Genomic DNA, 17,943 nt, shown 5'->3' with positions numbered 1-17,943 from the left:
GCTCAGACGAGCTCGGTGACCGTACCGCCGGCGGCGGCGATCTTCTCCTTGGCGGAGCCGGAGACGGCGTCGACCGTCACCTGCAGCGCCACGGAGATCTCGCCCTGGCCGAGGACCTTGACGAGGCTGTTCTTGCGAACGGCACCCTTGGCGACGAGACCCTCGACGGTGACCTCGCCACCCTCCGGGTACAGCGCGGCCAGCTTGTCGAGGTTCACGACCTGGTACTCGGTCTTGAACGGGTTCTTGAAGCCCTTCAGCTTCGGGAGGCGCATGTGGAGCGGCATCTGGCCGCCCTCGAAGCGCTCCGGAACCTGGTAGCGGGCCTTGGTGCCCTTGGTACCACGACCGGCCGTCTTACCCTTCGACGCCTCACCACGACCCACACGGGTCTTGGCGGTCTTGGCGCCCGGGGCGGGACGGAGGTTGTGGATCTTGAGCGGGTTCTGCTCCGCCATGATCAGTCGACCTCCTCGACCGTCACGAGGTGGCGGACGGTGTGCACCATGCCGCGGAACTCGGGGCGGTCCTCCTTGACGACCTGCGTGTTGATGCCCTTGAGGCCAAGGGAGCGCAGGGTGTCACGGTGGTTCTGCTTGCTGCCGATGTAGGACTTGACCTGCGTGATCTTGAGCTGAGCCATCACGCACCTGCCCCGGCACGCGCACGCAGCAGGGCCGCGGGAGCGACGTCCTCGAGCGGCAGACCACGGCGGGCCGCGATCTCCTCGGGACGCTGCAGACCCTTCAGGGCCTCCACGGTCGCGTGCACGATGTTGATCGCGTTGTCGGAGCCGAGCGACTTCGACAGCACGTCGTGGATACCGGCGCACTCGAGCACGGCACGCACCGGGCCACCGGCGATAACACCGGTACCGGGGGACGCGGGCTTGAGCAGCACGACGCCGGCAGCCTTCTCACCCTGGATGGGGTGCGGGATGGTGCCCTGGATCCGGGGGACCTTGAAGAAGTGCTTCTTGGCCTCCTCAACACCCTTGGCGATGGCGGCCGGCACCTCCTTGGCCTTGCCGTAACCGACACCCACGGTGCCGTCACCGTCGCCCACCACGACCAGCGCGGTGAAGCTGAAGCGACGACCACCCTTCACAACCTTGGCGACGCGGTTGATCGCGACGACGCGCTCGACGTACGCGGTCTTCTCGGCGGCAGCAGCGCCGCCGTCACGGCCCTTCCGGTCCCGCCGCTCGCCGCCACCGGCACCGCCACCGCGGCGCTGGGGTCCAGCCATTGGAATTACCTCTCTCTGTTTCCGCTAGCTACGGCAGGCTCAGAACTTGAGCCCGGCTTCGCGGGCGGCGTCCGCCAGGGCGGCGATGCGCCCGGCGTACTGGTTGCCACCACGGTCGAACACGACAGCCTCGACACCGGCGGCCTTGGCACGCTCGGCGACCAGGGCGCCGACCTGCTTGGCCTGCGAGGACTTGTCGCCCTCGCCACCGCGGACGGACGCGTCCAGAGTGGACGCGGACGCCAGGGTGTGGCCCTTGAGGTCGTCGATCACCTGCGCCACGATGTGGCGGTTGGAGCGGGTCACGACCAGACGGGGACGCTCCGCCGTACCCGCGATCCGCTTGCGGATCCGGATGTGACGGCGCTTGATCGCGGCGCGCTTGTAGGCGTCGCCCTTGAGGATCTTCTGCCCGTATGCCATGGCTTACTTACCCGCCTTTCCGACCTTGCGGCGGATGACTTCGCCCTCGTACTTGACGCCCTTGGCCTTGTACGGGTCGGGCTTGCGCAGCTTGCGGATGTTGGCCGCAACCTCGCCGACCTTCTGCTTGTCGATGCCCTCGACCTGGAAGCGGGTCGGGGTCTCCACCTTGAAGGTGATTCCCTCGGGCGCCTCGACGACGATCGGGTGGCTGTAGCCGAGCGCGAACTCGAGGTTCGCACCCTTGGCCGTCACGCGGTAACCGACACCGCTGATCTCGAGCTTCTTCACGTAACCCTGGGTCACGCCGGTGATCATGTTCGCCACCAGCGTGCGGGACAGGCCGTGGAGGGCCTTGTTCTGACGCTCGTCGTTCGGGCGGGTCACCTGCAGGGTGTTGTCCTCGCCCTTGACGATGTCGATCGGCGCGACGACGGTGTGGGTCAGCGTGCCCTTAGGGCCCTTGACCGAGACCGTACGGCCGTCGATGGTGACGTCCACGCCGGCGGGAACCGTGATGGGGAGCTTGCCAATACGCGACATAGCTGTTTCCTCCGTTCCCTTCCGTTACCAGACGTAGGCGAGGACTTCCCCACCCACGCCCTTCTTGCCGGCCTGCTTGTCGGTGAGGAGCCCGTGCGACGTGGAGATGATCGCCACGCCGAGGCCGCCCAGCACCTTCGGCAGGTTGGTGGACTTCGCGTACACCCGGAGACCGGGCTTGGAGATCCGCTTGATGCCCGCGATGGAGCGCTCACGGTTCGGGCCGAACTTCAGCTCGAGAACGAGGTTCTTGCCGACCTCGGCGTCCTCGATCTTCCAGCCCGTGATGAAGCCCTCCTGCTGGAGGATCTCCGCGATGTGCGACTTGATCTTCGATGCCGGCATCGTCACGGAGTCGTGGTATGCCGAGTTCGCGTTCCGCAGACGCGTAAGCATGTCTGCGATCGGATCAGTCATGGTCATGAATTGGCCTTCGGCCTCTCTCGCCGGGGTTTCCTGGTGCGCCATCCCTCTCCCCGATCCGAGACGGGACGGGTGCGGCGCGGTGGACCTACGGCGTAGTAAGTCGTACGGGCGCGGCAGACGCCCAACCCCACAAGCCTACGGCATGCGGAGTAGGGCCCCTGCCGACCCAGATGCTTACCGAGAGCTTCAGGAATCCCTAAAAGCAGGGATTACCAGGAGCTCTTGGTCACGCCCGGCAGCTCGCCACGGTGAGCCATCTCACGCAGGCACACGCGGCACAGGCCGAACTTGCGGTACACGGAGTGCGGACGGCCGCAGCGCTGGCAGCGCGTGTAGCCACGCACACCGAACTTGGGCTTGCGAGCAGCCTTGGCAATCAGAGCCTTCTTCGCCATCTCGCTCACGCCTCCTTGAACGGGAAGCCGAGGTGACGAAGGAGCGCGCGGCCCTCAGCGTCGTTGGTCGCCGTGGTGACCACGGTGATGTCCATGCCCCGGGTACGGTCGATCTTGTCCTGGTCGATCTCGTGGAACATGACCTGCTCCGTGAGACCGAAGGTGTAGTTGCCACGGCCGTCGAACTGCTTGGGGGACAGGCCGCGGAAGTCGCGGATGCGCGGCAGCGCGAGCGACAGGGTGCGGTCCAGGAACTCCCACATGCGGTCGCCACGGAGCGTGACGTGGGCACCGATCGGCTGGCCCTCACGCAGCTTGAACTGCGCGATGGACTTGCGGGCCTTGGTGACGGCCGGCTTCTGACCGGTAATGGTGGTCAGGTCGCGGATCGCGCCCTCGATCAGCTTCGAGTCACGGGCGGCGTCGCCGACACCCATGTTGACCACGATCTTGACGAGGCCGGGAACCTGCATGACGTTCTCGTACTTGAACTCGTCACGCAGCTTGCCCGCGATCTCCTCGCGGTACTTCTGCTTCAGACGCGGAGTGGTGGTGGTAGCCATCAGATGTCCTCACCCGTCCGCTTGGCAACGCGGATCTTGTTGCCTTCGTCGTCGAAGCGGTAACCGACACGCGTGACGACCTTCTGACCGTCCTTCTCAACGACCAGCTGGACGTTGGAGACGTGGATCGGCGCCTCGGTCGTGACGATGCCACCGGCCTGCGAACCGCGAGCGGTCGGACCGGCCTTGGTGTGCTTCTTGACCCGGTTGACACCCTCGACCAGGACGCGCTCCTCGCGCGGGTAAGCGGCAATGACCTTGCCCTGCTTGCCCTTGTCCTTACCGGTGATGACCTGGACCAGGTCGCCCTTCTTGATCTTCATGCTTACAGCACCTCCGGCGCGAGCGAGATGATCTTCATGAACTTCTTCTCGCGCAGCTCACGGCCGACGGGGCCGAAGATACGGGTGCCGCGAGGGTCGCCGTCGTTCTTCAGAATGACGGCGGCGTTCTCGTCGAAGCGGATGTACGAGCCGTCCGGACGGCGGCGCTCCTTGACGGTGCGAACGATGACCGCCTTGACGACGTCACCCTTCTTCACGTTGCCACCGGGGATCGCGTCCTTGACGGTGGCGACGATGACGTCACCGATGCCCGCGTAGCGGCGACCGGAGCCACCGAGCACACGGATGCAAAGGATTTCCTTCGCACCAGTGTTGTCGGCGACGCGCAGTCGCGACTCCTGCTGGATCACGTCTATCTCCTGATCGTCTGCCGGTTCCCGGCAGGGGCCTCAGGTAGAGGACCCCTGCCGAGCCTGGCGGAACTGACCTGCGGGTTTGTCCCGCAGGAAATTACTTGGCCTTCTCGAGGATCTCGACGACGCGCCAGCGCTTCGTCGCGGACAGCGGCCGGGTCTCCATGAGGAGGACGCGGTCGCCGACACCCGCGGCGTTCTGCTCGTCGTGCGCCTTGAGCTTGTTGGTACGGCGGATGACCTTGCCGTACAGCGCGTGCTTGACGCGGTCCTCGACGGCGACGACGACGGTCTTGTCCATCTTGTCGCTGACGACGAGACCCTCACGGGTCTTGCGGAAGCCGCGGGCCTCTGCAGTCTGCTCAGTCACGTTGCTCTCACTCATCAGGCGCTCTCCACCGTCTCGATGCCCAGCTCGCGCTCACGCATCAGGGTGTAGATCCGCGCGATGTCCTTACGGACGGCCTTCAGCCGGCCGTGGTTCTCGAGCTGACCCGTCGCCGCCTGGAAGCGGAGGTTGAACAGCTCTTCCTTGGCCTCGCGGAGCTTCGCCAGAAGCTCCTCGTTGCCCAGCTCGCGCAGCTCGGACGCCTTGGTACCGGCCGACATCACGCTTCACCTGCCTCGCGCTTGACGATCCGGCACTTCATCGGCAGCTTGTGGGCCGCGCGAAGGAGCGCCTCACGGGCGATCTTCTCGTTGGGGTACGACAGCTCGAACATCACGCGTCCGGGCTTGACGTTGGCGATCCACCACTCCGGCGAACCCTTACCGGAACCCATGCGGGTCTCGGCCGGCTTCTTGGTGAGGGGACGGTCCGGGTAGATGTTGATCCAGACCTTGCCGCCACGCTTGATATGACGGGTCATCGCGATACGAGCCGCCTCGATCTGGCGGTTCGTGACGTAGGCCGGGGTCAGCGCCTGGATGCCGTACTCGCCGAACGCAACCTGCGTGCCACCCTTGGACATACCGTTGCGCTTCGGGTGGTGCTGCTTGCGGTGCTTGACCCTACGGGGGATCAGCATGACGGTCAGGCCTCCGTTCCGGTGCTCTCAGCCGGAGCGGCGGCGGGAGCCTCGGCCTTGGGGGCCTCGGCACCGGCAGCCTGCTGCGGCTTGCGACCGCGCCGCTCGCCACCACGGCCACCACGGGCCGGGCGGTCGGCACCACCACGGGCCGGGCGGTTACCCGCACGGGCCGCAGCGTTCTCGGCGCGGACCTCGGCGATGTTCTTGACGTCGCCCTTGTAGATCCAGACCTTCACACCGATGCGGCCGAAGGTCGTCTTGGCCTCGAAGAAGCCGTAGTCCACGTTCGCGCGGAGCGTGTGCAGGGGCACGCGGCCCTCGCGGTAGAACTCCGAGCGGGACATCTCGGCGCCGCCGAGGCGGCCACCGCACTGGATCTTGATGCCCTTGGCGCCGGCCTTCATCGCCGACTGCATGCTCTTACGCATGGCGCGGCGGAAGGAGACGCGGGAGGAGAGCTGCTCGGCAACGGCCTGGGCCACCAGCTGAGCGTCGGTCTCGGGGTTCTTGACCTCGAGGATGTTCAGCTGGACCTGCTTGCCGGTGAGCTTCTCGAGGTCGCCGCGGATGCGGTCGGCCTCGGCGCCACGGCGGCCGATGACGATGCCCGGACGAGCGGTGTGGATGTCCACCCGCACGCGGTCACGGGTGCGCTCGATCTCAACCTTCGAGATACCGGCGCGCTCCATGCCGGACGTCATCATCCGACGGATGGCGACGTCTTCCTTGACGTAGTCCTTGTACAGCTTGTCGGCGTACCAACGCGACTTGAAGTCGGTCGTGACACCGAGCCGGAACCCGTGCGGGTTTACCTTCTGGCCCATTACCGGGTTCCTTCCTTGCTGCTGACGACCACGGTGATGTGGCTGGTCCGCTTGCGGATCCGGTAGGCACGGCCCTGAGCACGCGGACGGAACCGCTTCAGGGTCGGACCCTCGTCGACGTACGCCTCGGAGATGTAGAGGCTGTCGGCGTCGGTGTGGTCGTAGTTGTGCGCGGCGTTGGCGATGGCGCTGTCGAGCACCTTGCCGACGGGCACGGAGGCTGCCTGCGGAGCGAATCGCAGAACAGCCTGGGCCTCCGTGGCGTCCATGCCACGGATGAGGTCCACCACACGGCGGGCCTTCATGGGCGTGACGCGGATGTACCGCGCCTGGGCCCTGGCTTCCATGGTTGTCCCTTCAGAGTTACTTACGTGTCTGAATGCGATCCGCTACTAGCGGCGCTTCGACTTCCGGTCTTCCTTGACGTGGCCCCGGAAGGTGCGGGTCGGCGAGAACTCGCCGAGCTTGTGGCCGACCATCGACTCGGTGACGAACACCGGGATGTGGGTCTTGCCGTTGTGCACCGCGAGCGTGTGGCCCAGCATGGCCGGGACGATCATCGAGCGGCGGGACCAGGTCTTGATGACGTTCTTGGTGCCGGCTTCGTTCTGGGCGTCCACCTTCTTGATCAGGTGGTCGTCGACGAAGGGCCCCTTCTTCAGGCTACGAGGCATCTCAACCCGTCCTTAGCGCTTCTTGTTCGTCTTGCGGCGGCGGACGATGTACTTGTTCGACGCCTTCTTGGGCGAACGAGTACGGCCTTCCTTCTTGCCCCACGGGGACACAGGGTGGCGACCACCGGAGGTCCGGCCCTCACCACCACCGTGCGGGTGGTCAACCGGGTTCATCACGACACCACGGACGGTCGGGCGAACGCCCAGCCACCGCTTACGGCCGGCCTTACCCCAGTTGATGTTGGACTGCTCGGCGTTGCCGACCTCACCGATGGTGGCGCGGCAGCGGACGTCGACCAGGCGGATCTCACCGGACGGCATGCGGAGGTGGGCCATCGAGCCCTCCTTCGCGAGCAGCTGCACGGAGGCACCGGCGGAGCGGGCGAACTTGGCACCGCCACCGGGACGGAGCTCGATCGCGTGGATCGTGGTACCGACCGGGATGTTGCGGAGGGCCAGGTTGTTGCCCGGCTTGATGTCGGCCCCGGGACCGTTCTCGACGCGGTCACCCTGCTGCAGGTTGCGCGGGGCGAGGATGTAGCGCTTCTCGCCGTCGGCGTAGTGCAGCAGCGCGATGCGCGCGGTGCGGTTGGGGTCGTACTCGATGTGCGCGACCTTCGCCGGCACGCCGTCCTTGTCGTGACGACGGAAGTCGATCACACGGTAGGCGCGCTTGTGTCCGCCACCCTGGTGGCGAACGGTCACACGACCGGCGTTGTTACGGCCGCCCTTGCTGTGCAGGGGGCGGACCAGCGACTTCTCCGGCGTGGACCGCGTGACCTCGACGAAGTCGGCGACGCTGGCGCCACGACGGCCCGGCGTAGTCGGCTTGTACTTGCGGATTCCCATTTCTCAGTCCTCGTCCGATATCGGACGATCCGGACCGCCCTTAGGCGGTCGGACCGCCGAAGATGTCGATACGGTCGCCCTCGGCGAGGGTCACGATCGCGCGCTTGCTGCCGGCACGCTGACCGAAGCCGGTCTTCGTGCGCTTGCGCTTGCCCTGGCGGTTGATCGTGTTGACCCCGGTGACCTTGACCGAGAAGACCGCCTGGACGGCCTGCTTGATCTGGGTCTTGTTGGCGTTCGGGTCGACGATGAACGTGTACTTGTTCTCGTCGAGGAGCGCGTAGCTCTTCTCGGAGACGACCGGCTTCAGCAGGACGTCACGGGGGTCCGTGTACGACTTGCTCAGCGGGGTCTCGACGGTGTTCTTGCCCTCGGTGGCGTGGCGACGCGCCTTGGCGACGCGCGCGGCCTTGGCGGCCTTGGCGGCCTTCGAGGCAATGCTCGGGTGACGCGTAGCCATCAGGCCTCGCTCCCTTCGGTGTCAGCGGCCTTGGGGCCAGACACGAAGGACTCGAAAGCGGCCTGGGTGAAGACCACGTCGTCCGAGACGAGAACGTCGTACGTGTTCAGCTGGCCCGGCTCCAGGATGTGGACCTGGGGCAGGTTGCGGGCGGACAGCCACGCGGCCTCGTCGGCGCGGTCGACGACCAGGAGCAGGTTCTTGCGCTCCGAGATCTTGCCGAACAGCGACTTGGCGGCCTTCGTGGAGGGGTTCGCGCCCTCGACCACGCCGGAGACGACGTGGATGCGGTTGTGACGCGCCCGGTCGGTGAGGGCACCGCGCAGGGCGGCGGCCTTCATCTTCTTCGGGGTGCGCTGCGAGTAGTCACGCGGCACGGGACCGTGCACGACGCCACCACCGGCGAACTGCGGCGCGCGGGTCGAACCCTGACGGGCGCGACCGGTGCCCTTCTGGCGGTACGGCTTCTTGCCGCCACCACGGACCTCGCCACGGGTCTTGGTCTTGTGCGTGCCCTGGCGGGCAGCGGCCAGCTGCGCGACGACGACCTGGTGGATCAGCGGAACGCTGACCTTGGCGTCGAAGATCTCCGCGGGGAGCTCGACGGAACCGGCCTTCTCGCCAGCCGGCGAAAGGATGTCAACAGTGCTCATCGGTTACCTCAGGCCCCCTTGGCCGCGGTGCGGACCAGGACGAGGCCGCCGTTCGGACCGGGAACCGCGCCCTTGATGAGCAGCAGACCCTTCTCCGCGTCAACGGCGTGGACGGTCAGGTTCTGGGTGGTGACCCGCTCGTTGCCCATGCGACCCGCCATGCGGAGGCCCTTGAACACGCGGCCCGGGGTGGCGCAGCCACCGATGGAACCGGGCGAGCGGTGCTTGCGCTGGGTGCCGTGTCCGGCGCCGAGGCCACGGAAGTTGTGGCGCTTCATGACACCGGCGAAGCCCTTGCCCTTGCTCTTGCCGGTGACGTCGACCTTCACGCCGGCCTCGAACACCTCAGCGGTGATCTCCTGGCCGAGCGTGTACTCGGAGGCGTCCGCGGTGCGGATCTCGACGAGGTGACGACGGGGGGTGACGTCGGCCTTGGCGAAGTGGCCCTTGAGGGGCTTGTTCACCTTGCGCGGGTCGATCTCGCCGAAGGCGATCTGGACCGACTCGTAGCCGTCGACGTCGTTCGTACGAACCTGGGTCACGACGTTGGGGCCGGCCTTGACGACGGTGACCGGAACAACACGGTTGTTCTCGTCCCACACCTGCGTCATGCCGAGCTTCTCGCCCAGGATGCCCTTGATCTGCTTAGCCATTCTCAGCCCACCAGCCTCAGAGCTTGATCTCGATGTCGACACCGGCCGGGAGGTCGAGTCGCATCAGAGAGTCAACGGTCTTGGGGGTCGGGTCGAGAATGTCGATCAGGCGCTTGTGCGTGCGCATCTCGAAGTGCTCGCGCGAGTCCTTGTACTTGTGCGGCGACTTGATGACGCAGTACACGTTCTTCTCAGTGGGCAGCGGCACCGGGCCCGCGACCGACGCACCAGTGCGGGTCACCGTCTCGACGATCTTCTTCGCCGAGGAGTCGATGACCTCGTGGTCGTAGGCCTTGAGCCGGATGCGGATCTTCTGTCCCGCCATGGCTACTCAGTAGTCCTGTCTCTTCTCACGCTCTGGAACCCGGCGGATTCCTTCTGCTGCCTTCGCTCCTCCGACCCACGCGGTCGGGTGTGTCGCGGTCCCGCTGACACAGATGTCCCTTGTTCGAACATCCCTGCGGGGGAATGCGACGGCCCTTCCGGAACCGCGGACCGGGGACCTCAGGCCCACCGGGCGCCTGGCCGGTGCCGCGCCCACACTTCCCGGAAGATTCCCGTACGTCCGCCCCAGTGCTGCCATCAGGCAGTTAGGGCGACGAGTACTGTGGGACTCGCTTCCAGTCCTCCCGGCGGGAGGCGCGCAGCATCAACACTCGACCGAGCAACTCGGACAGTCTGCCATATGGGGCAGGCAGACCGCCAATCGAGCCGTAGAGATTACCCCCGTCGTGACGAAGGTCAAACGCCGGGCGATGCCTGCGCCGGGCCGCCCCAGGCGGGACTGCAGCCTGGCGTAGACGGCCGTGCTTCCCGCGACCACCGAGACGATGCCCGCGACGGCGGAGAATTCCAGCAGCGCGGGCCACTGGCGCCACCGGTCGTCGCGGCAGATCCCGTCCCGGGGCCACGGCTCGACGAGCGGGCCCCGGCACAGGGACGACCGGCCGCCGTAGGAGTCGATCTCGGGGCCGTAGTCCGAGACCAGCAGGACGTACACCACCGCCCGCAGCACGAGCGCGAGAAACGCCCGTGTCGACGGAGTATTCGTACGTGCCGTCGTCCCTCCGCACCACGAGTCCGACGTCGGAGTCGACGCGGATCAGCTCCCCGAGCGGGAGCATCTCGGCCGACGAGACGCTCCACGCGTCGATCAACGACTCGAACCCGAACCGTCCGTTCTACGGCATCAGCCACATCGTGTTCTGCTCGGTGAAGACCAACTGCACCTGACAGGACCTGACCCGTAGCGTGACAGCGAAGAGGCCCGTACGACGGAAGTCGTACGGGCCTCTCACAGGTCGAAGACCTTCAGGTCAGTCGATGACCCTCAAGCAAGCGGAACTTACTTGACGATCTTGGTGACCTGGCCGGCGCCCACGGTGCGGCCACCCTCACGGATGGCGAACTTCAGGCCCTCTTCCATGGCGACGGGCTGGATGAGCTCCACCTTCATCTCGGTGTTGTCACCCGGCATGACCATCTCGGTGCCCTCGGGGAGGGTCACCACGCCGGTCACGTCCGTCGTACGGAAGTAGAACTGCGGACGGTAGTTGTTGAAGAACGGCGTGTGGCGGCCACCCTCGTCCTTGGACAGGATGTAGGCCTGCGCCTCGAACTCGGTGTGCGGGGTGACCGAGCCCGGCTTGATGATGACCTGGCCGCGCTCGACGTCCTCGCGCTTGATGCCGCGGAGCAGCAGACCGACGTTCTCACCGGCCTGGCCCTCGTCGAGCAGCTTGCGGAACATCTCGATACCGGTGACCGTGGTGGTGGTCTTCTCGGTCTTGATGCCGATGATGTCGACGGTCTCGTTGACCTTCAGGACACCGCGCTCGATACGGCCGGTGACGACCGTACCGCGACCGGTGATCGTGAAGACGTCCTCGATCGGCATGAGGAACGGCTTGTCGACCTCGCGCTCCGGCTGCGGGATGGCCTCGTCGACAGCGCTCATCAGGCTGAGGACGGAGTCCACCCACTCCTTCTCGCCCTCGAGGGCCTTGAGGGCGGAGACCTTGACGACCGGAACGTCGTCGCCCGGGAACTCGTACTCGGAGAGGAGCTCACGGACCTCGAGCTCGACGAGCTCCAGGATCTCCTCGTCGTCCACCATGTCGGCCTTGTTCAGGGCGACGACGATGTACGGAACGCCGACCTGGCGGGCCAGGAGCACGTGCTCCTTGGTCTGCGGCATCGGGCCGTCGGTGGCGGCGACCACGAGGATCGCGCCGTCCATCTGCGCGGCACCGGTGATCATGTTCTTGATGTAGTCCGCGTGACCCGGGCAGTCGACGTGGGCGTAGTGACGCGCCTCGGTCTGGTACTCGACGTGCGCGATGGAGATGGTGATACCGCGCTGACGCTCCTCGGGCGCCTTGTCGATGTTGTCGAACGGGGTGGCCTCGTTCAGGTCCGGGTACGCGTCGTGCAGCACCTTGGTAATGGCGGCCGTGAGGGTCGTCTTACCGTGGTCGATGTGACCGATGGTGCCGATGTTGACGTGCGGCTTAGTCCGCTCGAACTTCGCCTTCGCCACTGGGGTCCTCCTGTGGAGTGGTTCTGTACGCCTTACTTCATCGGCGCCAGGTGATCTTTGCTGGGAAGCCCGGAACCCGGGGCATTCATCCAGGATTGCGGCTGAATGCCCCTTGAGGCTCCGGAGTCAAGCCTAAAGCGTGCGAACGCGGTGCGTTACTCGCCCTTGGCCTTCGCGATGATCTCCTCGGCGACGTTCCGCGGAACCTCGGCGTAGGAGTCGAACTGCATGGAGTAGCTGGCGCGGCCGGACGTCTTGCTGCGCAGGTCGCCGACGTAACCGAACATCTCCGAGAGGGGCACGAGACCCTTCACGACGCGGGCACCGGCCCGCTCCTCCATGGCCTGGATCTGGCCACGGCGGGAGTTGATGTCGCCGATGACCTCACCCATGTAGTCCTCGGGCGTGGTGACCTCGACGGCCATCATCGGCTCGAGCAGCACGGGCGAAGCCTTGCGCGCGGCCTCCTTGAAGGCCTGCGAGCCGGCGATCTTGAAGGCGAGCTCGGAGGAGTCGACCTCGTGGTAGGCGCCGTCGTGGAGGATGACACGGACACCGGTCATCTCGTAGCCGGCGAGGATGCCGAACTGCATGGCCTCCTGCGCACCGGCGTCGACCGAAGGGATGTACTCCTTCGGGATACGACCACCGGTCACCTTGTTCACGAACTCGTACGAGGTGTCGCCACCCTCGAGCGGCTCGATGCCGATCTGCACCTTCGCGAACTGACCGGTACCACCGGTCTGCTTCTTGTGGGTGAAGTCGACGCGCTCGACGGCCTTGCGGATCGTCTCGCGGTAGGCCACCTGGGGCTTGCCCACGTTGGCCTCGACCTTGAACTCACGGCGCATACGGTCGACCAGCACCTCGAGGTGCAGCTCGCCCATGCCACCGATGATGGTCTGGCCGGTCTCCTCGTCCGAGTGGACCTGGAAGGACGGGTCCTCCTCGGCCAGGCGCTGGATCGCGACGCCCAGCTTCTCCTGGTCACCCTTCGACTTGGGCTCGATGGCGACCTGGATGACCGGCGCCGGGAAGTCCATGGACTCCAGGATGACCGGGTTCTTGTCGTCGGACAGCGTCTCACCGGTGGTGGTCTGCTTCAGGCCCATGACGGCGACGATGTCACCGGCGCCCACCGACTCGATCTCCTCACGCTTGTTGGCGTGCATGCGGTAGATCTTGCCGATGCGCTCCTTCTTGCCCTTGACGGAGTTCAGCACCGAAGAGCCGGACTCCAGGCGGCCCGAGTAGACCCGGACGAAGGTGAGCTTGCCGAGGTGCGGGTCGCTCATGATCTTGAACGCCAGCGCCGAGAGGGGCTCGTCGTCGGACGGCTTGCGCTTGACGACGACCTCGGCGTCCTTGACGTCGTGGCCCTCGATGGCCTCGATGTCGACCGGGGACGGCAGGTAGCGCACGACCGCGTCGAGCAGGGGCTGCACGCCCTTGTTCTTGAACGCGGTGCCGCAGAACACCGGGGTGATGGTGGTGCCGGTGCCCTTGCCGGACGCGATGGTGATACGACGGATCGCGGCGTACAGCTGCTCCTCGGTGGGCTCCTGGCCCTCCAGGAACAGCTCCATGATCTCTTCGTCGTTCTCGGCGACGGCCTCGACCAGCTTGCCGCGCCACTCCTCGGCGGCCTCGGCGTGCGTGTCGGGGATGTCGACGACGTCGTACATCTCGCCCTTGGTCGCCTCGGCGGACCACACGAGCGCCTTCATGCGGACCAGGTCCACGACGCCCTTGAAGTCGGCCTCGGCACCGATCGGGAGCTGCATGACGATCGGCTGCGCGCCCAGGCGGTCGACGATCATGTCGACGCAGCGGTGGAACTCGGCACCGGTGCGGTCGAGCTTGTTGACGAAGCAGATGCGCGGAACGCCGTAGCGGTCCGCCTGACGCCACACCGTCTCGGACTGGGGCTCAACGCCGGCGACGCCGTCGAACACCGTCACGGCACCGTCGAGCACGCGCAGGGAACGCTCCACCTCGACGGTGAAGTCGACGTGGCCCGGCGTGTCGATGATGTTGATGGTGTGGTCGACGTCTTCCAGCGGCCAGTGGCAGGTGGTGGCAGCAGAGGTGATCGTGATGCCACGCTCCTGCTCCTGCTCCATCCAGTCCATGGTGGCAGCGCCGTCGTGGACCTCACCGATCTTGTACGAAACGCCGGTGTAGAACAGGATCCGCTCGGTGGTGGTCGTCTTGCCCGCGTCGATGTGGGCCATGATGCCGATGTTGCGCACCTTGGCCAGGTCAAGCGAAGTGGTAGCCATAAGGCTTCAGTCTTCTCTCGGTCTCGATGTGGACTGCGACTACCAGCGGTAGTGCGCGAAGGCCTTGTTGGACTCGGCCATCTTGTGCGTGTCCTCGCGCTTCTTCACAGCGGCACCGAGGCCGTTGGAGGCGTCGAGGAGCTCGTTGAGCAGACGCTCGGTCATGGTCTTCTCGCGACGGGCGCGGGAGTAACCGACCAGCCAGCGCAGCGCCAGGGTGTTGGCACGGCCGGGCTTGACCTCGACCGGGACCTGGTAGGTGGCGCCACCGACACGGCGGGACTTGACCTCGAGGGTCGGCTTGATGTTCTCGAGAGCGCGCTTCAGCGTGATGACCGGGTCATTGCCCGTCTTGTCACGCAGGCCCTCCATGGCGCCGTAGACGATGCGCTCGGCGGTGGAGCGCTTGCCGTTCAGCAGCACCTTGTTGATGAGCGACGTGACCAGAGGAGAACCGTAGACCGGGTCGATGATGACCGGGCGCTTCGGGGCGGGGCCCTTACGAGGCATTCTTACTTCTCCTTCTTGGCGCCGTAGCGGGAACGGGCCTGCTTGCGGTTCTTGACACCCTGGGTGTCGAGGGAGCCACGGATGATCTTGTAGCGAACACCCGGCAGGTCCTTCACACGGCCGCCGCGCACGAGCACGATGGAGTGCTCCTGCAGGTTGTGTCCCTCACCCGGAATGTAAGCGGTGACCTCGATCCCGCTGGTCAGACGCACACGCGCGACCTTACGCAGGGCCGAGTTCGGCTTCTTCGGGGTGGTCGTGAACACACGCGTGCAGACGCCACGACGCTGAGGGGAACCCTCGAGTGCGGGCGTCTTGTTCTTCTCGACCTTGTCCTGCCGGCCCTTGCGGACCAGCTGCTGGATCGTAGGCACTACTTCTCCGGTTTCTGTGTGCCGATGGGTACAGCTAACCTGGAACGTCGCCGACCCACGCGGTCGGGTGTGTCGAATCCGCCAGACTCCCGCCGCAAGGCGATAAGGGCGCAGATTACGGTGGCCGGTCACGGCTCGCCATGCGGTTTGCAGGCACGCACAGGAGCCAGGGCACACCCCAGGCACAAGGTCTGAGCGTACCCAGCCCACAGAGTTCGGTCAAAACAAAAGCAAGGGCACCGGGCGGGTGGGAGGCCATTATCACAGGCGGAGGATGAGCCCGCACCTCGGCCGGTGCGCTCAGGTACGGCCACCCCCGGCGCGCACGGTCTCCTCCACACTGTCCCGAGCGGTGTCGTGACCCCTGTCACGGGGCGTGTCGTGAGCCGTGTCGTGCCGTACGTAGTACGCCGGCCGGTTCTGCACGGCCGTGTAGATGCGCGCCACGTACTCCCCGAGCATCCCCACGCAGATCAGCTGCACCGCACCGATGAACAGCACCCCGGTGAACAGGGACGTCCAGCCGGGGACCGTCTGCTCCAGGGCGTGCGCCCCCAGCGTGTAGCCCATCAGCCCGATGCAGACGACGAAGGCGACACCGCCGAGCCAGGTGGCCAGCCGCAGCGGAGCCGCCGAGAAGCCGGTGACACTGTCCACGGCGAGCCGGATCATCCGGCCCAGCGGATACTTGCTGCGCCCTGCGGTCCGCGGGGCCCGGTCGTACGTCACCTCACCGCTCGGGAAGCCCAGCCACGGCACCAGGAGCCGGTAGACGCGCTGCTGGTCCGGCAGCGCCTTCAGGGCGTCCACGGCCGCCCGGCTGAGCAGCCGGAAGTCACCGGCCTGCGCGGGCACGGAGGGCCCGGCCAGCCGTCGCACGAGCCGGTAGTAGAGCCCGGCCGTCCACCGCTTGAACCCGCTGTCGGTGGTCCGGTCCGCGCGGATGCCGTAGACGATGTCCAGCCCTTCGGCGCGCGCCAGGGCCAGCATCTCGGGGATCTTCTCGGGCGGATCCTGCAGGTCGGCGTCGATGCTGACGACGTAGGCGCCCACCGCCCGGTCCAGCCCCGCGGTCAGCGCCGCCTGGTGACCGGAGTTCCGGCGCAGGCCGATGACGCGCAGTTCCGGCCAGCCGAGCCGGAACGCGGCGAGCAGTTCGGCGGTGCGGTCGGTGCTGCCGTCGTCCACGGCGACCAGCTCGTACACCACCCCCAGGCCGTCCAGCACCGGGCGGAGCCGGCTCACCAGGGCAGGCAGCGCCTCCTCCTCGTCGTACATCGGTATCACCACGGACAGCTCGACCGGCTCCGCCGTCGGGTCGTCCTGGTCGGTCACGCACGTTCGCTCGGCCACCGGCCCCTCCCCCTTCGCCGCACGCTGACGGCCCTTCGGGCGCGCACGCGGCTCTTCGGGCGCACTCATGCCACCCTGTTGTGATCTTATGAGCGGCAGGGCCGAGGGGGACCAGCGTATGAGCACGGCTTCCAGGGACACGACGGCGGACCCCGCCGTGCCCGGCGACGAGCACACTGCACGGCCCGGCCGCGGCCGCCGCCCGACCCTGCCCCCCGCGGTCCGGCCGTATCTTCCCGCACTCGTCCTGTTCGGGGTCACCAAGATCGTCGGTCTCTCCGTGTTCGCGTACCTGCTGGACCACGCGGGCGACTACCGGCACAAGGAACCGCGCTTCGGCGGGGGCGCCCACTGGTGGGACGTGCTGTCGACCTGGGACGGCTGGTGGTATCTGCAGGTCGCCGGGCACGGGTACGACCCGAAGCCGCTGCAGCCGCTGCCCCCGGGCGGGGTCTTCACGGTCCAGCAGAACTCGGTCGCCTTCTTCCCGCTCTACCCGGGCCTGATCAGGGGCGTGTCCGAGGTGACGGGGCTGAGTCTGGCCGGTGCCGGGATCCTGGTATCCGTGGTGGCCTCCTTCGTGGCCGCCGCCGGCATCTACGCCGTGATCTCCACCCTCGCCGGTGCCCGGGCGGGCACGATCGCGGCAGGGCTGTGGGCCGTCGCGCCCGGGGCGGGCGTCGAGTGGGCGGTGTACTCCGAGTCCCTGTTCGTCGCGCTCGCCGCCTGGACCTGCCACTGCGTGATGCGGCGCCGCTGGGTCGCGGCCGGGCTTCTCGCCTTCGCCGCGGGCCTGAACCGGCCGACCTCGGCGGCACTGATCGGCGCGGTGGGGCTGGCCGCCCTGGTCACGCTGGTGCGCCGGGACAGCCGACGGGAACAGGGGATCTCCGGGCCGGTGTACGCGATGATCGCGGCGCCGCTCGGTCTGCTCACCTACGTCGTCTGGGTCGGGCTGAGCATGGGGAACCTGACGGCGTACTTCACGCTGCAGCGCGAGGGGTGGGCGCACTACTTCGACTGGGGCGCGTACACGCTGGACGTGCTGCGCAACGTCGCGGTCGGCCGCAACGGCTATCTGTTCGCCTTCTCCACGCCCGACCTGCTGGCCGTGCAGGTGGTGATCGCGCTGCCGTTCCTGATCGCGCTGATGCTGCGCAAGCGGCCGCCGCTGGTGCTGGTGGCGTACACGCTGGCGAGCATCGTGACGGTGCTGGGCACCCAGCAGATGTTCGGCAACACCGGCCGCTATCTGCTGCCCGCCTTCCCCCTGCTGCTCGCCCCGGCCGCCGCCATGAGCCGGCTGAAGTGGCCGAGCCTGACGGTGTTCTTCACGACGGCGGCGGTGGCGTCCGGGTGGTACGCGCACTACGTGATCTTCGAGTTGGGGATTCCGTAGCAGGAGTTCGGCTCGGAGGGGACGGCGTTCGAATCGTCGCCCGCCCG

Annotated in this window: 29 protein-coding genes; 2 read left to right on the top strand and 27 right to left on the bottom strand. The window is 66.9% G+C overall.

Annotated elements, in window-relative coordinates:
• Positions 1 to 2: 2 nt before the first annotated feature.
• The 22 genes from rplO to ACIHEJ_RS25290 all read right to left on the bottom strand — a co-directional run bounded on the left by rplO (position 3) and on the right by ACIHEJ_RS25290 (position 10,442).
• A complete protein-coding gene (gene rplO, locus ACIHEJ_RS25395; protein ID WP_366015822.1) occupies positions 3 to 458 on the bottom strand; it encodes a 50S ribosomal protein L15 in 456 nt (151 codons plus the stop codon).
• A 2-nt stretch (positions 459 to 460) separates the two neighbouring features.
• Positions 461 to 643, bottom strand: coding sequence for a 50S ribosomal protein L30 (gene rpmD, locus ACIHEJ_RS25390; RefSeq protein ID WP_003974250.1), 183 nt, complete (start codon positions 641 to 643; stop codon positions 461 to 463).
• Positions 643 to 1,248, bottom strand: a complete 606-nt coding sequence (rpsE, locus tag ACIHEJ_RS25385; RefSeq protein ID WP_009190144.1) for a 30S ribosomal protein S5 — start codon at positions 1,246 to 1,248, stop codon at positions 643 to 645. The genes rpmD and rpsE overlap by 1 nt, the downstream gene beginning before the upstream one ends.
• 39 nt (positions 1,249 to 1,287) lie before the next feature.
• Positions 1,288 to 1,671: a 50S ribosomal protein L18 gene (gene rplR, locus ACIHEJ_RS25380; RefSeq protein ID WP_067299854.1), complete on the bottom strand. Its 384-nt coding sequence runs from the start codon at positions 1,669 to 1,671 to the stop codon at positions 1,288 to 1,290.
• 3 nt (positions 1,672 to 1,674) lie between these two features.
• On the bottom strand, positions 1,675 to 2,214 hold the full coding sequence (gene rplF, locus ACIHEJ_RS25375; protein ID WP_400138937.1) for a 50S ribosomal protein L6: 540 nt from the start codon (positions 2,212 to 2,214) through the stop codon (positions 1,675 to 1,677).
• Between the two features lie 24 nt (positions 2,215 to 2,238).
• On the bottom strand, positions 2,239 to 2,637 hold the full coding sequence (gene rpsH / locus ACIHEJ_RS25370; RefSeq protein ID WP_007494756.1) for a 30S ribosomal protein S8: 399 nt from the start codon (positions 2,635 to 2,637) through the stop codon (positions 2,239 to 2,241).
• Between the two features lie 212 nt (positions 2,638 to 2,849).
• Positions 2,850 to 3,035 carry a type Z 30S ribosomal protein S14 gene (locus ACIHEJ_RS25365; RefSeq protein ID WP_003948630.1) on the bottom strand — a complete coding sequence of 62 codons (186 nt, stop codon included), beginning with the start codon at positions 3,033 to 3,035 and terminating at the stop codon, positions 2,850 to 2,852.
• Between the two features lie 5 nt (positions 3,036 to 3,040).
• Positions 3,041 to 3,598 (bottom strand): 50S ribosomal protein L5, encoded by a 558-nt coding sequence (gene rplE / locus ACIHEJ_RS25360; protein WP_061920719.1) that lies wholly within the window; start codon positions 3,596 to 3,598, stop codon positions 3,041 to 3,043.
• Positions 3,598 to 3,921 (bottom strand): 50S ribosomal protein L24, encoded by a 324-nt coding sequence (gene rplX / locus ACIHEJ_RS25355; RefSeq protein WP_076097138.1) that lies wholly within the window; start codon positions 3,919 to 3,921, stop codon positions 3,598 to 3,600. The genes rplE and rplX overlap by 1 nt, the downstream gene beginning before the upstream one ends.
• Before the next feature lie 2 nt (positions 3,922 to 3,923).
• Positions 3,924 to 4,292 carry a 50S ribosomal protein L14 gene (gene rplN / locus ACIHEJ_RS25350; RefSeq protein WP_003998823.1) on the bottom strand — a complete coding sequence of 123 codons (369 nt, stop codon included), beginning with the start codon at positions 4,290 to 4,292 and terminating at the stop codon, positions 3,924 to 3,926.
• Positions 4,293 to 4,392: 100 nt separating this feature from the next.
• Complete coding sequence (gene rpsQ / locus ACIHEJ_RS25345) at positions 4,393 to 4,680, bottom strand: 30S ribosomal protein S17 (protein WP_003992363.1); 288 nt, start codon at positions 4,678 to 4,680, stop codon at positions 4,393 to 4,395.
• On the bottom strand, positions 4,680 to 4,904 hold the full coding sequence (gene rpmC / locus ACIHEJ_RS25340; RefSeq protein WP_003974259.1) for a 50S ribosomal protein L29: 225 nt from the start codon (positions 4,902 to 4,904) through the stop codon (positions 4,680 to 4,682). Before rpmC ends, rpsQ begins: the two co-directional genes overlap by 1 nt.
• Positions 4,904 to 5,323 (bottom strand): 50S ribosomal protein L16, encoded by a 420-nt coding sequence (rplP, locus tag ACIHEJ_RS25335; protein ID WP_030174541.1) that lies wholly within the window; start codon positions 5,321 to 5,323, stop codon positions 4,904 to 4,906. Before rplP ends, rpmC begins: the two co-directional genes overlap by 1 nt.
• Before the next feature lie 5 nt (positions 5,324 to 5,328).
• Positions 5,329 to 6,150, bottom strand: a complete 822-nt coding sequence (rpsC, locus tag ACIHEJ_RS25330; RefSeq protein ID WP_014674374.1) for a 30S ribosomal protein S3 — start codon at positions 6,148 to 6,150, stop codon at positions 5,329 to 5,331.
• Complete coding sequence (rplV, locus tag ACIHEJ_RS25325) at positions 6,150 to 6,497, bottom strand: 50S ribosomal protein L22 (protein ID WP_019329637.1); 348 nt, start codon at positions 6,495 to 6,497, stop codon at positions 6,150 to 6,152. The genes rpsC and rplV overlap by 1 nt, the downstream gene beginning before the upstream one ends.
• A gap of 45 nt (positions 6,498 to 6,542) precedes the next feature.
• Positions 6,543 to 6,824 (bottom strand): 30S ribosomal protein S19, encoded by a 282-nt coding sequence (rpsS, locus tag ACIHEJ_RS25320; protein ID WP_023547380.1) that lies wholly within the window; start codon positions 6,822 to 6,824, stop codon positions 6,543 to 6,545.
• Between the two features lie 12 nt (positions 6,825 to 6,836).
• Positions 6,837 to 7,673: a 50S ribosomal protein L2 gene (gene rplB / locus ACIHEJ_RS25315; protein ID WP_031167077.1), complete on the bottom strand. Its 837-nt coding sequence runs from the start codon at positions 7,671 to 7,673 to the stop codon at positions 6,837 to 6,839.
• A gap of 40 nt (positions 7,674 to 7,713) precedes the next feature.
• Entirely contained in the window at positions 7,714 to 8,133 is a 420-nt protein-coding gene (gene rplW, locus ACIHEJ_RS25310) for a 50S ribosomal protein L23 (RefSeq protein ID WP_145886671.1), read from the bottom strand.
• Entirely contained in the window at positions 8,133 to 8,786 is a 654-nt protein-coding gene (gene rplD, locus ACIHEJ_RS25305) for a 50S ribosomal protein L4 (protein ID WP_400138936.1), read from the bottom strand. Before rplD ends, rplW begins: the two co-directional genes overlap by 1 nt.
• Before the next feature lie 8 nt (positions 8,787 to 8,794).
• Complete coding sequence (gene rplC, locus ACIHEJ_RS25300) at positions 8,795 to 9,439, bottom strand: 50S ribosomal protein L3 (protein WP_014674369.1); 645 nt, start codon at positions 9,437 to 9,439, stop codon at positions 8,795 to 8,797.
• A gap of 16 nt (positions 9,440 to 9,455) precedes the next feature.
• Positions 9,456 to 9,764: a 30S ribosomal protein S10 gene (gene rpsJ, locus ACIHEJ_RS25295; RefSeq protein ID WP_003948644.1), complete on the bottom strand. Its 309-nt coding sequence runs from the start codon at positions 9,762 to 9,764 to the stop codon at positions 9,456 to 9,458.
• Between the two features lie 324 nt (positions 9,765 to 10,088).
• A complete protein-coding gene (locus ACIHEJ_RS25290; protein ID WP_400138935.1) occupies positions 10,089 to 10,442 on the bottom strand; it encodes a hypothetical protein in 354 nt (117 codons plus the stop codon).
• A gap of 29 nt (positions 10,443 to 10,471) precedes the next feature.
• On the opposite strand from ACIHEJ_RS25290, the gene ACIHEJ_RS25285 reads away from it, so the two are divergent.
• Positions 10,472 to 10,672, top strand: coding sequence for a hypothetical protein (locus ACIHEJ_RS25285; protein WP_400138934.1), 201 nt, complete (start codon positions 10,472 to 10,474; stop codon positions 10,670 to 10,672).
• Between the two features lie 112 nt (positions 10,673 to 10,784).
• On the opposite strand, the gene tuf is transcribed toward ACIHEJ_RS25285, so the two are convergent.
• From tuf to ACIHEJ_RS25260, 5 genes are all read right to left on the bottom strand, one after another.
• Positions 10,785 to 11,978 carry an elongation factor Tu gene (gene tuf / locus ACIHEJ_RS25280; protein WP_400138933.1) on the bottom strand — a complete coding sequence of 398 codons (1,194 nt, stop codon included), beginning with the start codon at positions 11,976 to 11,978 and terminating at the stop codon, positions 10,785 to 10,787.
• A gap of 155 nt (positions 11,979 to 12,133) precedes the next feature.
• Positions 12,134 to 14,260: an elongation factor G gene (gene fusA / locus ACIHEJ_RS25275; RefSeq protein WP_400138932.1), complete on the bottom strand. Its 2,127-nt coding sequence runs from the start codon at positions 14,258 to 14,260 to the stop codon at positions 12,134 to 12,136.
• A gap of 39 nt (positions 14,261 to 14,299) precedes the next feature.
• On the bottom strand, positions 14,300 to 14,770 hold the full coding sequence (rpsG, locus tag ACIHEJ_RS25270; protein WP_009330725.1) for a 30S ribosomal protein S7: 471 nt from the start codon (positions 14,768 to 14,770) through the stop codon (positions 14,300 to 14,302).
• 2 nt (positions 14,771 to 14,772) lie between these two features.
• Entirely contained in the window at positions 14,773 to 15,144 is a 372-nt protein-coding gene (rpsL, locus tag ACIHEJ_RS25265) for a 30S ribosomal protein S12 (protein ID WP_003948652.1), read from the bottom strand.
• A 300-nt stretch (positions 15,145 to 15,444) separates the two neighbouring features.
• Complete coding sequence (locus ACIHEJ_RS25260) at positions 15,445 to 16,497, bottom strand: glycosyltransferase family 2 protein (RefSeq protein WP_400138931.1); 1,053 nt, start codon at positions 16,495 to 16,497, stop codon at positions 15,445 to 15,447.
• Between the two features lie 118 nt (positions 16,498 to 16,615).
• Between ACIHEJ_RS25260 and ACIHEJ_RS25255 the strand changes: the two genes are divergently transcribed.
• Positions 16,616 to 17,896 carry a hypothetical protein gene (locus ACIHEJ_RS25255; RefSeq protein WP_400138930.1) on the top strand — a complete coding sequence of 427 codons (1,281 nt, stop codon included), beginning with the start codon at positions 16,616 to 16,618 and terminating at the stop codon, positions 17,894 to 17,896.
• The last annotated feature ends 47 nt before the right edge of the window (positions 17,897 to 17,943 follow it).

The organism is Streptomyces sp. NPDC052301 (genome assembly GCF_044593395.1).
In the GTDB taxonomy this organism is placed as follows: Bacteria; Actinomycetota; Actinomycetes; order Streptomycetales; family Streptomycetaceae; genus Streptomyces.
The sequence above is the reverse complement of the archived record's forward strand: the minus strand, read 5'-3'. Positions and strand labels throughout refer to the sequence as shown.

Excerpts from the sequence above, each read along its gene's own strand:
- rplD (WP_400138936.1), bottom strand. The coding sequence starts at position 8,786 with ATGAGCACTGTTGACATCCTTTCGCCGGCTGGCGAGAAGGCCGGTTCC.
- rplF (WP_400138937.1), bottom strand. The coding sequence starts at position 2,214 with ATGTCGCGTATTGGCAAGCTCCCCATCACGGTTCCCGCCGGCGTGGAC.
- ACIHEJ_RS25255 (WP_400138930.1), top strand. The coding sequence starts at position 16,616 with ATGAGCACGGCTTCCAGGGACACGACGGCGGACCCCGCCGTGCCCGGC.
- rplO (WP_366015822.1), bottom strand. The coding sequence starts at position 458 with ATGGCGGAGCAGAACCCGCTCAAGATCCACAACCTCCGTCCCGCCCCG.
- rpsH (WP_007494756.1), bottom strand. The coding sequence starts at position 2,637 with ATGACCATGACTGATCCGATCGCAGACATGCTTACGCGTCTGCGGAAC.
- rplC (WP_014674369.1), bottom strand. The coding sequence starts at position 9,439 with ATGGCTAAGCAGATCAAGGGCATCCTGGGCGAGAAGCTCGGCATGACG.
- rplP (WP_030174541.1), bottom strand. The coding sequence starts at position 5,323 with ATGCTGATCCCCCGTAGGGTCAAGCACCGCAAGCAGCACCACCCGAAG.
- rplW (WP_145886671.1), bottom strand. The coding sequence starts at position 8,133 with ATGGCTACGCGTCACCCGAGCATTGCCTCGAAGGCCGCCAAGGCCGCC.
- fusA (WP_400138932.1), bottom strand. The coding sequence starts at position 14,260 with ATGGCTACCACTTCGCTTGACCTGGCCAAGGTGCGCAACATCGGCATC.
- rpmD (WP_003974250.1), bottom strand. The coding sequence starts at position 643 with ATGGCTCAGCTCAAGATCACGCAGGTCAAGTCCTACATCGGCAGCAAG.
- rpsE (WP_009190144.1), bottom strand. The coding sequence starts at position 1,248 with ATGGCTGGACCCCAGCGCCGCGGTGGCGGTGCCGGTGGCGGCGAGCGG.
- rpmC (WP_003974259.1), bottom strand. The coding sequence starts at position 4,904 with ATGTCGGCCGGTACCAAGGCGTCCGAGCTGCGCGAGCTGGGCAACGAG.
- ACIHEJ_RS25365 (WP_003948630.1), bottom strand. The coding sequence starts at position 3,035 with ATGGCGAAGAAGGCTCTGATTGCCAAGGCTGCTCGCAAGCCCAAGTTC.
- rpsS (WP_023547380.1), bottom strand. The coding sequence starts at position 6,824 with ATGCCTCGTAGCCTGAAGAAGGGGCCCTTCGTCGACGACCACCTGATC.
- rplE (WP_061920719.1), bottom strand. The coding sequence starts at position 3,598 with ATGGCTACCACCACCACTCCGCGTCTGAAGCAGAAGTACCGCGAGGAG.
- rplR (WP_067299854.1), bottom strand. The coding sequence starts at position 1,671 with ATGGCATACGGGCAGAAGATCCTCAAGGGCGACGCCTACAAGCGCGCC.
- rplX (WP_076097138.1), bottom strand. The coding sequence starts at position 3,921 with ATGAAGATCAAGAAGGGCGACCTGGTCCAGGTCATCACCGGTAAGGAC.
- rplB (WP_031167077.1), bottom strand. The coding sequence starts at position 7,673 with ATGGGAATCCGCAAGTACAAGCCGACTACGCCGGGCCGTCGTGGCGCC.
- rpsJ (WP_003948644.1), bottom strand. The coding sequence starts at position 9,764 with ATGGCGGGACAGAAGATCCGCATCCGGCTCAAGGCCTACGACCACGAG.
- rplV (WP_019329637.1), bottom strand. The coding sequence starts at position 6,497 with ATGGAAGCCAGGGCCCAGGCGCGGTACATCCGCGTCACGCCCATGAAG.
- rpsC (WP_014674374.1), bottom strand. The coding sequence starts at position 6,150 with ATGGGCCAGAAGGTAAACCCGCACGGGTTCCGGCTCGGTGTCACGACC.
- rpsG (WP_009330725.1), bottom strand. The coding sequence starts at position 14,770 with ATGCCTCGTAAGGGCCCCGCCCCGAAGCGCCCGGTCATCATCGACCCG.
- rpsQ (WP_003992363.1), bottom strand. The coding sequence starts at position 4,680 with ATGAGTGAGAGCAACGTGACTGAGCAGACTGCAGAGGCCCGCGGCTTC.